General features: G+C 37.0%; 16 protein-coding genes. 14 read left to right on the forward strand and 2 right to left on the reverse strand.

The window, feature by feature from the left end; genetic code table 11:
- Positions 1-131: 131 nt before the first annotated feature.
- From IGI47_RS02990 to IGI47_RS03005, 4 genes are all read left to right on the forward strand, one after another.
- Positions 132-566: a MarR family winged helix-turn-helix transcriptional regulator gene (locus IGI47_RS02990; protein ID WP_005880476.1), complete on the forward strand. Its 435-nt coding sequence runs from the start codon at positions 132-134 to the stop codon at positions 564-566.
- Positions 567-647: 81 nt separating this feature from the next.
- Positions 648-1,748, forward strand: coding sequence for an NADH-dependent flavin oxidoreductase (locus IGI47_RS02995; RefSeq protein WP_438783289.1), 1,101 nt, complete (start codon positions 648-650; stop codon positions 1,746-1,748).
- Between the two features lie 19 nt (positions 1,749-1,767).
- Positions 1,768-2,448, forward strand: coding sequence for a type 1 glutamine amidotransferase domain-containing protein (locus IGI47_RS03000; protein ID WP_311930833.1), 681 nt, complete (start codon positions 1,768-1,770; stop codon positions 2,446-2,448).
- A 12-nt stretch (positions 2,449-2,460) separates the two neighbouring features.
- On the forward strand, positions 2,461-3,315 hold the full coding sequence (locus IGI47_RS03005) for an aldo/keto reductase (protein ID WP_438783290.1): 855 nt from the start codon (positions 2,461-2,463) through the stop codon (positions 3,313-3,315).
- Between the two features lie 113 nt (positions 3,316-3,428).
- On the opposite strand, the gene IGI47_RS03010 is transcribed toward IGI47_RS03005, so the two are convergent.
- Positions 3,429-5,765 carry an ABC transporter ATP-binding protein/permease gene (locus IGI47_RS03010; protein ID WP_438783291.1) on the reverse strand — a complete coding sequence of 779 codons (2,337 nt, stop codon included), beginning with the start codon at positions 5,763-5,765 and terminating at the stop codon, positions 3,429-3,431.
- Positions 5,766-5,904: 139 nt separating this feature from the next.
- Between IGI47_RS03010 and IGI47_RS03015 the strand changes: the two genes are divergently transcribed.
- A complete protein-coding gene (locus tag IGI47_RS03015; RefSeq protein ID WP_438783292.1) occupies positions 5,905-6,579 on the forward strand; it encodes a response regulator transcription factor in 675 nt (224 codons plus the stop codon).
- Entirely contained in the window at positions 6,576-7,604 is a 1,029-nt protein-coding gene (locus IGI47_RS03020) for a HAMP domain-containing sensor histidine kinase (RefSeq protein WP_311930829.1), read from the forward strand. The genes IGI47_RS03015 and IGI47_RS03020 overlap by 4 nt, the downstream gene beginning before the upstream one ends.
- A gap of 227 nt (positions 7,605-7,831) precedes the next feature.
- Here IGI47_RS03020 and IGI47_RS03025 read toward each other — a convergent pair whose 3' ends face one another.
- On the reverse strand, positions 7,832-8,722 hold the full coding sequence (locus IGI47_RS03025) for a LysR family transcriptional regulator (protein WP_311930828.1): 891 nt from the start codon (positions 8,720-8,722) through the stop codon (positions 7,832-7,834).
- Positions 8,723-8,883: 161 nt separating this feature from the next.
- Between IGI47_RS03025 and IGI47_RS03030 the strand changes: the two genes are divergently transcribed.
- The 8 genes from IGI47_RS03030 (at position 8,884) to IGI47_RS03065 (ending at position 14,487) form a co-directional block, all read left to right on the forward strand.
- Positions 8,884-9,612, forward strand: a complete 729-nt coding sequence (locus IGI47_RS03030) for a DUF554 domain-containing protein (protein ID WP_311930827.1) — start codon at positions 8,884-8,886, stop codon at positions 9,610-9,612.
- 168 nt (positions 9,613-9,780) lie between these two features.
- Positions 9,781-10,098, forward strand: coding sequence for a PadR family transcriptional regulator (locus IGI47_RS03035; RefSeq protein WP_005877447.1), 318 nt, complete (start codon positions 9,781-9,783; stop codon positions 10,096-10,098).
- Complete coding sequence (locus IGI47_RS03040; RefSeq protein ID WP_311930826.1) at positions 10,091-10,705, forward strand: DUF1700 domain-containing protein; 615 nt, start codon at positions 10,091-10,093, stop codon at positions 10,703-10,705. The genes IGI47_RS03035 and IGI47_RS03040 overlap by 8 nt, the downstream gene beginning before the upstream one ends.
- A 21-nt stretch (positions 10,706-10,726) precedes the next feature.
- Entirely contained in the window at positions 10,727-11,581 is an 855-nt protein-coding gene (locus IGI47_RS03045) for a DUF4097 family beta strand repeat-containing protein (protein ID WP_311930825.1), read from the forward strand.
- 176 nt (positions 11,582-11,757) lie between these two features.
- Positions 11,758-12,252 (forward strand): DUF5348 domain-containing protein, encoded by a 495-nt coding sequence (locus tag IGI47_RS03050; RefSeq protein WP_005877454.1) that lies wholly within the window; start codon positions 11,758-11,760, stop codon positions 12,250-12,252.
- A gap of 26 nt (positions 12,253-12,278) precedes the next feature.
- On the forward strand, positions 12,279-13,148 hold the full coding sequence (locus tag IGI47_RS03055; RefSeq protein WP_005877456.1) for an SPFH domain-containing protein: 870 nt from the start codon (positions 12,279-12,281) through the stop codon (positions 13,146-13,148).
- A gap of 216 nt (positions 13,149-13,364) precedes the next feature.
- Positions 13,365-13,727, forward strand: a complete 363-nt coding sequence (locus tag IGI47_RS03060) for a YxeA family protein (RefSeq protein WP_311930824.1) — start codon at positions 13,365-13,367, stop codon at positions 13,725-13,727.
- A 7-nt stretch (positions 13,728-13,734) separates the two neighbouring features.
- Complete coding sequence (locus IGI47_RS03065) at positions 13,735-14,487, forward strand: ABC transporter ATP-binding protein (protein ID WP_438783294.1); 753 nt, start codon at positions 13,735-13,737, stop codon at positions 14,485-14,487.
- The last annotated feature ends 11 nt before the right edge of the window (positions 14,488-14,498 follow it).

Raw genomic sequence — 14,498 nt, forward strand, 5'->3', positions numbered from 1 at the left:
TCAAAACGTGGAGAGCTGTTTCGAAAAAACCATTCTTATTGTCAGCGGAGCTGAACGGTCTTTTCACAACCTTTTGACAAATAACTTAAATCATACTATGATATGTACGCTGATATTAGGGGGGAGAAAGAATGGGAAAACCAATTGAACAAGCATTAAATGAATGTCTGTTTTTTAGTGTGAAAAAATTAGATCGCATGTTGAACAAAATGGCGGATGAGGCGTTCAAAAAGACTGGTCTAGCACCGACATATGGATTCATCTTGTTGATTTTGAAAGAAAAAGATGGACTGCCACAAAAGGATATTGCACAAATGCTCTATTCTGCGCCGTCTACGATTGCTCGCTTTGTTGAAAAATTAGAATATAAAGGGTATATCAAAACAGTGAGCGACGGACGATTGTCTCTTGTTTATTTGACGGATGAAGGTCGGGAATTCATCAAAGAAATCGACAGTAGCTGGGAAGAACTTCATCAGGCATACAATGCTGTGTTAGGTACAGAAGTAAGTGGTCAGTTATCACAAGATTTAAATGCTGCTACAGATAAACTGCAAAAAAAATAAAAAATTTTTTACGCATAATAATTGTATGCACAACTAATTGTGTGCTTTAATAAATAGAAACATTATAATGGAGGAATCAATATGACAAATTTTAATGAAACAATGACATTCCCTTCTGGTGCGACACTTAAAAATCGTTTGATATTGGCACCAATGACTACACAACTAAGCTTTTACAATGGTGTGATCACAGAAGATGAAATCAAGTATTATGCTGAACGTTCAAATGGATTAGGAGCAGTGATCACTGGTGCAGCGAATGTCCAAGATCTAGGAAAAGGCTGGCCTGGAGAATTAAGTATTGCCCATGATGAAATGATTCCTCGTTTGAGTGAGTTAGCGCAAGCAATCCAAGCGAAGGGTGCTAAAGCAATCATCCAAATTTTCCATGGCGGTCGGATGACGAAGCGTGCGACTTTGTCTGGTGAACAAATCGTTTCAGCAAGTGCAATTCCTGCAGAAAGACCCGACGCAGAAACACCACGTGCTTTAAGTGAAGATGAAATCAATGAAACTATCATCGCTTTCGGTGAAGCAACTAGAAGAGCAATTGAAGCAGGTTTTGATGGAGTTGAATTGCACGGAGCGAATACTTATTTGATCCAACAATTTTTTTCTCCACATTCTAACCGTCGTGAAGATCAATGGGGCGGAAGTATAGAGAATCGCTATCGTTTTATTGATAAATTACTTAAAAGTGTATTCCAAGCAGTCGAAAAATATGCGAAGAAACCATTCATCGTGGGTTACCGTTTTTCACCAGAAGAATTTGAAACACCTGGTATCCGTTTGGAAGATACGATCTGGTTGTTGGAACGTTTACGTGAAACAAAACTAGATTATCTCCATGTTTCATTAAATACCTATGATCGAGTTGCTCATTCTGAAAAATATGCAGATAAAACGATTCTTGAATACGTCCATGAAACATTACAAGGAAAGATTCCATTAGTTGGGGTAGGTAATATCCGTAATCGTCAAGATGTGGAAACGGTTCTAGCAAATGCTGAATTGGTCGCAATTGGCCAACAGATGATCGTTGACCCAGATTGGGCAGTAAAAATGGTGGAAGAACGTGATGTTGAGTTTGTGACGAAGCCGTTTGAAGAAGCATATCAAGAGCTTTATCTACCTAGTCCATTGTATAATTTCTTGAATATGCGTTATCAACCATCTAAATAGATAGGAAGAAGGAATAACAATGAAAGTACTGATTGTTTTAACGAATACTGAAAAATATTCAGGTATCGATCGCCCAACTGGTTTGTGGTTAAGCGAATTGACTCATTTCTATGATGTGTTAGTCAAAAATAATATTTCAGCTGATTTTGTTAGTCCTAATGGTGGCTACGTCCCCGTTGAACCACAAAGTATCTCAAATATGGATGCAATCGATTGGACCTATTATCAAGATGAAGATTTTCGTAATCGTGCTTTGGGAAAAACACTTCGTCCAACTGAAATAAATGTGGATGATTATTCTGCAATTTATTATGCAGGTGGACACGGCACAATGTGGGATTTCCCAGGTTCAGTTGATTTAGGGAAGATTGGTTCTGCTATTTATCAAAATAATGGGATCGTTTCTGCAGTTTGCCATGGTGTAGTTGGCTTATTACCGATCACAGATGCTGAAGGTCAAACTATCTTAGCAGGACGTACTGTGACAGGGTTTAGTAATGAAGAAGAAGCGGCAAATGGTACAACAACGGAAGTTCCATTTTTAACTGAAGATGCCTTAAAAGAAAAAGGTGCAAACTACCAAGCTGGAGCAGCTTTTACAGATGTTGTGCATGTGGATGGTCGCTTATTGACAGGGCAAAATCCGCAATCTGCTCATAGTTTAGGGCTTAAAGTCGTTGAAACACTGGCAAGTAGATAGAGAGGTTTATTGATGGAATATAAAACATTAAACAATGGCTTGACCATTCCAATCTTAGGATTTGGCGTCTATCAAATCTGGGACCAAGAGGAATGTGAAAAAGCAGTTCTTGAAGCACTGAAAATAGGCTATCGGTTAATTGATACAGCTGCTGTTTACTATAATGAAGAAACAGTTGGCCGGGCAATCAAGAAAAGTGGGATTCCTCGAGAAGAAATCATCTTGACTTCTAAGTTGTGGGTGACGGATGCAACTTATGAGGGAGCATACAAAGCATATGAGCGTTCCTTGGAAAAATTAGACATCGACTATCTAGACATTTTTTTGATCCATCAACCGTATAACGATTATTATAGTGCTTGGCGTGCGATGGAAGAACTGTATGAAGCGAAGAAAGTCAAAGCAATCGGAGTCTCCAATTTTTCTACAGGACGATTGACTGACTTGATTTTAAACAATCAGGTGAAACCCGTAATCGATCAAATCGAACAGCATCCGTATAAACAGAGACAGTTGCAAAGAGAAACAGCACATCATTTTGATGTTGCAGTGGAAGCTTGGAGTCCGTTCAATCAAGGGAAAGAAGGAATCTTTGAAGACGAATTGTTGCAGCAATTCGCACATAAATATCAAAAAAGTGTGCCTCAAATCATTTTAAGATGGCAAACACAAATTGGTGTAATCACGATTCCCAAATCAGTTCATCCAGAACGGATGAAAGAAAATTTTACGATTTTTGATTTTCAATTGACGGAAGAAGAAATCGCAGCGATTACTCAGCTAGATAAGGTACCACAGTCAACTGGACCACGAGAACATCGTGAATTAGTTGAAAAGTTGCATCTAATCAATCCAAACAAGCAGTAAAATATCCATCAATAAAAACAAACGAAAATAAAGCGAGTGTATGGCAAAAATTTTGCCATACACTCGCTTTATTTCATTTGTTTTTTTACGATTATTCTTGATAAGCTAGCTTCTTATTCTGCTCGTAAAGCAATCGCAGCATCTTTCTTAGCAGCCATTCGTGCTGGAACGTGTCCACCTAACATCGTCAAGATAGTCGAAACTACAATTAAGATGATTGCGTGAACAGGGTTAAGTTGTGCAACATTTTTTAAATCAGTCATGTTGTATAGGATGCTGTTGATTGGGAATGTAGCCAACCAGGCAATCAAAACACCTAATATTCCTGATGAGATACCCAAGATACATGTTTCGGCGTCGAAGACACGTGTGATATCTTTTTTGCGGGCACCTAATGCTTTTAGCACACCGATTTCTTTTGTACGTTCAATAACAGAAGTGTAAGTAATGATACTGATCATGATCATACTTGTGACTAAGGAAATACCAGCAAAGGCAACTAATACATAGGTAATCGCATCCATTAAGCCACCAGTCAATTCAGTCATTGTGCCAGCTAGATCAGAATAAATGATTTTATCTTCTTCTGATTTTCCTTTGTTGTAATCAGCTAAATAATCAAGGATCTGTTCTTTGTCACCAAAATTATTTGGATAGATCATGATACTTGATGGAATACTGTCGCCACCTAAATAGCTAATCAACGATTGTTTCGTTGTTTCGTCTACTTTTTCAGTAGTCAATACATTGGTGTCACTTTCTTTTTGTGCTTTGACGATATCAGAATCTTTGTTTTCATTTACGATTTGTGTCGTTAATTGATCACTATAAGCAATCCCTGGAGAAAGCAAATTCATTGTAGAAGAAGATTTGACACGTAAAATACCAGAAATTTTTACTTCATCGGTTGAATTAGCATACATCGCATCATAGTCAGTATTGGGAATGAAATTACCAGTTGGTAGTTTTGTATAGTAATTGTTGTTATTTACAATTTTAAATGTCGTACCAACGATTTTATCAAAATCTAATTTTTGACCATCCTTGACATCAAACCCAAGATTTTTCAAGGCATTGATATTCGTATTGTTGTTCCCATCAACGATCAAAACAACATCTGTGGCAGAAGAAGGATAGCTTCCATCCAGCAGAGAATAGTTTGCTTGTAAAAAGTTTTCTTTTTGATTATCCAGTTGTGTAGGGAAGGTCGATACACCGACACCTGTCATTGCAGACATCGTACTTGTCAGTGATAATGATTCAGAATCAGGGTTTTGGTTTGAGAAGCTGACTGGTTGGACTTTCCCATCTACTTGACGAAGCATGTTGATACCAGTTGCTCGTGTGAAACCAATATTGTTACTTAGATCAGAATCGATATTTGTTACATAGTCCACGTAAGTTTGATCGATTTTATTCGTATGTTGTGCTTTGTCTTCATCACTGATTTTGGCAGTGATCGTGTCTGTTTTTGGATAACTTGCTTTACTTGCGCCTAATCCAGTAGCATCATTTGTCTGGCTAGTTGTCACTTTAGAGATCGTGATCGGGAATTTAGCCATTGTCTCAGATTGTGTTTTATCGATTTGTTTTTGGAAACCTGAGGATAAAGCAAGAACGATAGCAATTCCGATGATCCCGATACTTGATGCGAATGAAGTTAAAAATGTCCGTCCTTTTTTGGTCCGAATATTGTTGAAAGAAAGTTTCAACGCTGTCCAAAAGCTCATTTTTGTGCGACGTAGATTGAATTGATCATCTTTTGGTCGTTCAATATGTGGGTTTGAATCGGATAAGATCTTCCCGTCAGAAAATTCGATGATACGGTCAGCATATTGATGGGCTAATTCAGGGTTATGGGTAACCATAATAACTAATTTTTCATTCGATAGTTCTTCGATTAATTCCATGATCTGGATACTTGTTTCAGTATCTAAAGCTCCAGTTGGTTCATCACAGAGCAAGATATCTGGATCATTGGCAAGTGCGCGTGCGATAGCGACCCGTTGCATTTGACCACCAGATAGTTGGTTTGTTTTTTTATGCATGTGGGCACTCAAACCAACCCGTTGCAATGCATTTTCCGCTTTCTTTCGTTTTTCTTCTTTTGATACACCACTAAGAGTCATACCAAGTTCGACATTTTCGATGATCCCTAAGTGACCGATCAAATTATAGCTTTGGAACACGAAACCAATCGAATTATTGCGGTAAGCATCCCAGTCACTATCTTTGAAGTCTTTTGTTGATTTTCCATTGATGACCATATCACCTGAATCGTAATTATCTAGTCCACCAATGACATTCAGCATCGTCGTTTTACCTGAGCCACTTGGTCCCAGGATAGCAACGAATTCTTTTTTTCTAAAGGCAACAGATACGCCATCTAATGCTTTAGTAGTTGTTTCGCCGACTTTATAATATTTTTTTATATCTTTTAGTTGTAGCATATTCGCCCTTCTTTCCTTTTGAAATATTCGGTATACTAACAAGTATATCAGAACAACGAACGTATTATACTCAATGAATATTAACTGAATGTGAACAATCAGAAAAAAATAAGAAATTTTTCAAGATAGAGGGAAAAATATGAACCGAATACTAGTAGTAGAAGATGATGGAAATTTGCAATTGCTTTATCGATCAGTGTTAGAACGAGCTGGATTTTCAGTGATTACGGCAACAAATGGAGAAGAAGCACTTCAACGATTGGAAAATTACCAGATCGAGTTGATCATCACTGACATCATGATGCCTGGAATGGATGGGTATGAATTACTAGAACATCTAAGAGAAAGCAGGATCGAAGTGCCAGTCTTGATGATTACTGCGAAAGCAGACTTTGAAGATAAAAAACGCGGCTTTCATTTAGGCACCGATGATTATATGACGAAACCTGTAGATGTCAATGAGATGGTCCTACGCGTAGAAGCACTGTTGAGAAGAGCAAAAATCAATCACAGTAGTCAACTCGTTATTGGAAAAACAACACTAGATAAAGAGACCTATGAAGTGAGGATAGCAGAACAAGCAACAGTATTACCGCAAAAAGAATTTCTGCTTCTTTATAAGTTATTGGCTTATACTAATAAAATTTTTACTCGCCAACAATTGATGGATGATATTTGGGGGCTAGATACAAACACAGAAGAACGGACGATCGATGTACATATCAAGCGTCTACGATCGCGATTTGATCATATAGACGATTTTCGGATTCTAACTGTTCGTGGTCTAGGATATAAGGCGGTGATCGGAAGGTGAAAAAGAAACTTTATTCGCAGTTATGGATCTATTTTGCTAGCATCGTCTTTGTGTCGATATTGGTAACCTTGCTCTGTTTCCTAGGCTTTATTTTTCTGTTATCCCATCAATCGATTTCTCCATCTGAACGCCCGACGTTATATCCGTTAGTTATTTTTGCTGGATTCAGTATGATCGTGGGTACAGGGATCTCGATTTTTGTTGGACGAAGGATCTTGATGCCAATCAGTGAACTGCGAACAAACATGAGCAAAGTCGCTACTGGCGATTTTTCGATCCAGATGAACGAACAGCCGAAAGTGGAAGAAGTGCAACAACTGTATAAAGATTTCAATGTGATGGTTCAAGAATTAAGTAGTATTGAGACTTTGAGAAATGATTTTGTTTCTAGTGTTTCCCATGAGTTCAAGACACCACTGGCAACGATCCAAGGCTATGTCCAATTGCTACAAGCAACGAATATTTCAGAAGAAGATAAACAAGTTTTTTTACAGCGGATCATTGAAAGCATCAATCAGCTTTCGCAACTCACTGAAAATGTATTAAAGCTGAATAAATTAGAAAATCAGCGGATACAATTAGAGAAAAAAACATTTCGACTAGATGAACAAATACGAGAAGTCATTGTATTCTTACAGCCAAAATGGGAAAACTTAAGATTGAATATCGAACTTGATTCCATTCACTATTTTGGAAATGAAGAGTTTTTATATCAAGTTTGGTTGAATATTATGGACAACGCAATCAAATACAATCAAACCAATGGTCAAATCGATATCAAACTGACTCAAAATGCGACAGATGTGTATTTTGAAGTGACGGACTCTGGAATTGGAATGACCGAAGAAACACAAAAGCGGATGTTTGAAAAATTTTATCAAGGAGATACAAGCCGGCAAATGGCTGGTAATGGATTAGGATTATCTCTAGTAAAGAAAATCTTGGAATTGCATCATGGAACGATTCGCTACAGTAGTATTCCAGAAGTTGGAACGACGGTAGTGATCCAGCTGAAAAAAGAATAGGCCATTTATCGATCTCACAGAATAAGCCTTCAAACAAGGAACATAAAGTGATGTTTATTTGTTTAAAGGCCGTTTTATTTGTTTGGAGTAGTGCTTTTTTCCTTCTTATCGTTTGATGAAAAACATGAGAAGCTGTTTCGAAAAATTCCTTCTTATTGTTGGCGGAGCTGAACAGTCTTTTCACAACCTTACTCACGGTGTTCAAAAAGCTGACCTTCGGCAATAAGTCAAAGCGCTCTTTTCACAACCTTTTTTACATATTCCCAGAATTTATCTGAAGCTAGTGTGTGCTCGCCAGTTTTACGGGTGAAGGCTAGATGACTTTCTTTAGTTGGCGTGATAGGAACGATCACTGTATTTTCTTTCAGGAGGTTTTGAACGGTTTTTCCCATGACGATTGAGATACCCATATCGTTGGCAACCATATTGATGATCAAATCGATTCGGGAACCTTTGTAGGAGATCTTAGGTTCAAATCCTGCTTCTTCACAAAGATCTAAAACGGGTTGATAAAGATTTGTGCTTGGACCAAGAACGAGAAAATCTTCATCTTTCAATTCTTTTAAATCAAGGCTTTCTCTGTTGGCGAATGGATGACTTTTTGGTAACACAGCAACAAAGGAATCTTTTTCAGTAGGGAGCCTTTCAATATTTTTTGAGGGTTCATCAAAAATCCGTACAAAATGGATGGTATCACTATGTTCGTTCAACTCTTCATCGGTCATTTCAATACTTTCTACTTCTTTCAACTGGATCGTAAATTCTGGATACAGTTTCAGAAATTCAGTGATTTTAGTGAAGCCTTCATAGTTGATCATTGTAGGGATCGTCAGGATATGGATGGCGAGATTTTTTTCTTGAGTATACGTTGCCAATACTTCTTGCATTGCGTGGTATTGTTCAACTACATTTTTTACATAAGGAATCAGTAAGTTTCCCACTTCTGTTAATTCGATTTTTCGGTGGACACGCTCAAATAATTTGACGTTTAATTCTTTTTCAAGTGAAAGGATTTGTTTTGAGATGTTTCCTTGAGTGGTAAATTGTCGTTCAGCAGTTTTAGTGAAATTCATTGTTTCTACTAGATCGAGAAAAATTTCAAATTTGCGGATATCCATAACTATGTTCCCTATCTATTCCAATTGAGAATACTTTAACATGAAATTTGAATTGGTGTAAGTAAGACTCTCTGTTAAAATCTTTTTTGCAAAGGGAAATCTATTTTACTAAAAATTTTCAAAAAATATTTCATACAAGAAGATGAGAGGAGTTTTTTAGCATGCCAACAGGAGTGTTGATTAATGCAGGTTCTGTATTGTTTGGCGGATTGATCGGGGGGCTGGCGGGTAATAAATTAAGTGAAAATTTCAAAGCACAGTTGACGATGGTTTTCGGTGTCTGTTCAATGGGAATGGGGATCTATTCGATTGCGCCGATGAAAAATATGCCCGCAGTTATTTTCGCCTTGGTTATCGGTACAGCGATTGGACTGATCATCCATTTAGGACACGGAATCAATAAAGGGGCAGCCCTAATGCAAAAACCAATTTCTAAGATTTTCCCTAGCGAAAGATTAGGGATGTCCCACGAAGAATTTATCACTACGTTAGTAACTGTTATTGTTTTGTTCTGTGCTAGTGGAACAGGCATTTATGGTAGTTTAGATTCTGGGATGACTGGAGATAGCACGATTTTGATCTCAAAATCTGTGTTGGATTTTTTTACAGCAGCTATTTTTGCATGTAATCTCGGTTATGTTGTTTCGGTAGTGGCGATTCCGCAATTTATTATTTTTTATATTTTATTCTTATTGGCTAAATTCATTTATCCGTTGACAACACCTGATATGATTTTAGATTTTAAAGCATGTGGAGGATTCTTGATGGTAGCGACAGGTTTCCGAATGATCAATGTCAAGATGTTCCCAGTTGCAGATATGATACCGGCGATGATCGTGATCATGCCGTTGAGTTGGGTCTGGACAAACCTGATTATGCCAATGCTATAAGAAGATATATTTGAATGTTTGGTTAATGGAACGAACGATTGATTTAAAAAAGTATAAAATATGTAAGTGCGCTTACATATTTTATACTTTTTTTGTTGCAACTAATATTATATATGGTATAGTATTGGAGAAAAGATATTATTGTAATCTATAGAAGAAGGTGAAGGAATGCACATCCAAGTTCCGACGATATTGCTTGATGGGACAGTATTAGCTGCTTTAAGCAAAGAAGACATGTATGGTTATGCATTGACCAAAATCGTACAAGAAAGTTTATCTGTAAGTGAATCTACTATGTATCCAGTATTACGCAGATTGAAAAAAGAAGGTTTTTTAGAAACATATGATGAACCGTTTGAAGGAAGAAATCGCCGTTATTATCGATTGACTTCATTAGGGCATAATCAATTAGAGGATATAATTGATGAATGGATCGTGTTTCGAGACTCTCTAAATCGACTATTGGAGGATAATAAGCATGAATGAATATTTAGATGAAGTATTTAATGAACTTCAAGAACTCCCTGAGGATGACCGTTTCGATCTAATCCAATATTATGAAGAATATTTTTTAGATTCTGGTAAAACGATGGAGAAGATCCTTGAAGAATATGGCACCCCTAAACAGTTTGCACTGAAATTAAAAATCAATTATTTCTCTGAATTGGATGATTCCAATGGAGGAAAAGTCAATACGAAAAGCTCAAAACGACAAGTACGTTTGATTTGGATGGTCATCATCGGGTTATGTGCTTCACCGTTATTGATTCCTCTAGCAATTGGTTTTATTGCAGTTATTTTCGGATTGATGCTGGCTTTGCTAATGCTCATCGTAGCAATCTATGTTGGGTGTATCTCTATTCTAGGTGTAGGATTGTTTGCGATCATTTCGGGTATTGGTGTTTTAGGACAATCTGTGACTAGCGGAATATTCTATGTTGGAATGGGCTTGTTTGCGACGGGAAGTGTAGTATTCTTTGTTCCAATACTATTAAAATTAACAAAACTATTGTTCCAGATGATGATGAATTTTGTGAAATGGGTAGGAAGACGATTTGTCACAAACAGAACGATCCATCCTTCAAAAATATAGTAGAAAGTATAGGTGAAAAAAATGAAATTGAAGCATTTTTTACTAGCAGGAATTGGATTGATGGTTACTGGTGGATTGCTCGCTGGAGTAACTTATGCGTATGGTGCCCAAAAAAATTTAACATGGGAAAATGGACCAAAATTGATCGAAATGGCGCAAGAGACACAAAAGATCAGCGCAGATAAAAAAATTGATCGATTGGAGATCTCCGCAGAAAATCAAGCGGTTATAATCAAGCGTGGACTAGATTTCGAGGTAACAACTGTTCACGAAAAGAAATCTAAACCGATTATTTCAGTAAAGGACAATACTTTAGCTATTGCTGGTAATGAAAAAAAGCGAAATACATTGATCAGTATGGAAGATGACACAGCAAAAATCATCATCACGATTCCTAAAAACATCGTTCTTTCAGAAATAAAAATTGAAGGAAACAACAGTCCAATCGAATTAGATGAAATTAAGAGTAAAGCTATCAGCACGAATACGTATGGTGGGGCACTTACACTTACGAATATTGACGCAGACAAGCTTACAGCAGATGATAAATTAGGATCGATCTATATCAATGACGCAACGATTCAACAAATGGCTGTATCAACCAGTGACAGTCAACTTTCTTTGGAAGGCTTAGCAGCAAGTACCAAAGGCAAGATCGACTTACAAAATAGCCATCTAGCTCTTTATGAAATGGAAGAAAATAATCTGGATATCCAACTTTCTGGTGATTCTCATCTTGAAAAAAATGGTGAGGAGATAACTACAGAATCATTTGGTCAAAAGGATAAAACGTTAACGATAACTGGTCAAAATAGTGTTGTACAGATATTAGACGATACGGAATCAGATTATGACGATTATAGTGACTATGACTAAAAAGTGAGTAGGTCATTCTGTTTTTATAATAAACTGAATAGTATTTAGTAGACAGCGAAGAACGAATTACTGGATTCTTCGCTGTTTTTCCATCGCTTAACTGTCAAAACTATAGTAAAATAGGGGATGTGAGAGAAACACACAAATACATAGATAAAATAAGGTGGACGAGTCCAATGAAAATAGATGAATCAAAACGTCAGAAACTAGAGATAGAATTAACAAAATTACATAACGAAATAACGAGTCTTAGTGAAAATTATTATGACGTATCAAACGAACGTGTCATGATCGATTATCCTAAAAATTCAGAAGGTCGTCAGATGGAACAGGTGTACAATGAGGTATTCAAAAATCTATTGAAAGTGAAAAAAGAACTGGATTATTATTCTTTGCCGATTTTAGATACGGGAATCTTGAAGTATGACCAAGAAAAAGAGCGATTCATTTTTAAATCTGTTCGAGAGAATTTAGTTCTATCTGCAGGAATGGATCTAGAAATCTTAGTAGAGGATTATTTTACGGAAGAAAAACATTGGGTGCGAACAAGTTTAGAGTATCTTCCACAAGCTGCTGGAGGTCCACAGACACAGGGGTGGTATATCACAGAAGATAAAGAGTTAGAGCTTGAAGGTGCAATGGCGCGAATTAGAAAGAAACAGTTCACATAAAATATTGGTTGAAAGAAGGAAAAAGAATGAAAGAGAAAAAAGCAGTTTATGTCAATGGATATCTCGGGTTAGTTGGTTTGATCATACTGGTTGGAGCTGGGGCGGTCTTGTTCTATTTGGGAATGACGAATTCCAGTACTTTTGCAACGGTTATTGGTTTTATTTTTTTCTTTATAGCACTTATTTTACTTAGCTCGGCAACAGTGGTTAGTCCTAATCAAGCAAAAGTCATCTTGTTCTTTGGACAATATATCGGAACGATTAGAGAAAGCGGCTTTTTCTTGACTGTTCCTTTCGCACAAAAAATAAGTATTTCGTTGAAAGTACGCAATTTCAACAGTTCAGTTTTGAAAGTCAATGATTTAGATGGTAATCCGATCGAAATATCTGCAGTCGTTGTTTTCAAAGTCGTGGATACGGCGAAGGCACTTTTTGATGTCGCTTATTATCATGATTTCGTGGAGATCCAAAGTGAAACAGCGATTCGGCATATTGCTAGTCAGTATCCCTATGATACATTCAATGATGACGATCTAACCTTGCGGGGAAATACGACGGCAGTTTCAGATGAATTAGCACAGGAACTGCAAGAACGTTTATCCGTTGCAGGAGTAGAAGTAATAGAAACTAGACTGAATCACTTGGCCTACGCAACAGAAATTGCTAGCGCAATGTTGCAGCGACAACAAGCAAAAGCTATTTTATCTGCTAGACAGACGATTGTCGAAGGCGCTGTAACAATGACTCAAATGGCATTAGAGCAAATCGAAGAAGGACAAGAAATCAATTTTACGGATGATCGGAAAGTGCAACTCATCAATAATTTACTCGTTTCCATCATTACGGATAAAGGTACGCAGCCAGTGATCAATACTGGAAGTCTGCAAGAAAAATAGAAAATAATTTTGAGAGTGGAACGAATAGGTTCGTTTGTTTCACGTTTAAGATCCGAATAAAAGGTTGAAGCAGAAGCAATCACTTCTGTTTCAACCTTTTTTCGTGTTATTGTAGTAGAAATGACAAATTTGAAAGAAACTCGACAGTTGAATCGAAGGTAAAGACCAATTTATTTTACTATAATGAACTTATCAAATTTGAAAGAAGGAGAAGAAATGAAAAAACTTCTAATTGGTCTGGTCGCCTTTGTTATCATTGCTTTTGCTGGTGTAAAGGTGGCAGATTATGTTGTTATGGGTGGCGATAGCTACTATGTACAAATAACGACGAATGGTGAAAAAGAAGTCAGTAAATCCGATAATGGCCAACAATATGTTGGATATAAATATAGTCTGCCAGGTTATAATGCAGATGGAAGCAAAAAAACATTAGAATTTAGAGGGCAACAACCACGTCCATTGAGAAAAGGTGCCTATCTAAAGATCACCTGGAATAAAAATAAAGGGGTAACTTCGTATGAAGAAGTTCAAAAGGAAGATATTCCAAAGACAGCTCAAGAAAAATTAAGTAAAGGATAGAGGATAAATGGAAAAAATCGTTGAGGTTCAAAATGTAACAAAAGTATATGGTAAAAACAATGAGAAAAAGACTCAAGCATTGAATGGAATCGGCTTTGAAGTAGAAAAAGGCGAATTCATTGGTATAATGGGTGCTTCTGGTTCTGGTAAATCCACACTATTGAACATTTTATCTACATTAGATAGACCCACTGAAGGATCGATTCGAATCAATCAAAAAGATGTGACAAAATTAAAAGGAAATCAATTAGCTGATTTTCGATCAAAAGAAATCGGATTTATTTTTCAAGATTTCAACTTGTTAGAAAATTTAACTGCTCAAGAAAATATTGCAGTTCCACTTTCTTTACAAGGTGTTCGGGCAAAAGAGATCAAACAGCGAGTGAAAAAAATCGCTGAACGTTTATCGATTACTCATATTTTAGAAAGTTATCCATCTGAAATATCAGGTGGTCAAAAACAACGGGTTGCTGCAGCGCGGGCCTTGATTACCCAGCCTACGATCTTATTAGGTGATGAACCAACAGGTGCTTTGGATTCAAAAAGCGCTCGTGATTTGTTGGATACGATGGAAGAACTAAATACAAAAGACGAGGTGTCGATTCTTTTGGTTACCCATGATCCTTTTTCAGCAAGTTATTGTCAACGCATTTTATTTATCAAAGATGGGTGCATTCACCAAGAAGTGAAGCGCGGAGACCAAAGTCGAGATTCTTTTTATCGACAAATCTTATCCATTTTAGGAAATTTGGAACAGTAAGGGGGAAAAGA

The organism is Enterococcus sp. AZ191 (assembly GCF_051713845.1).
Classification (GTDB): Bacteria; Bacillota; Bacilli; order Lactobacillales; family Enterococcaceae; genus Enterococcus_B; species Enterococcus_B durans.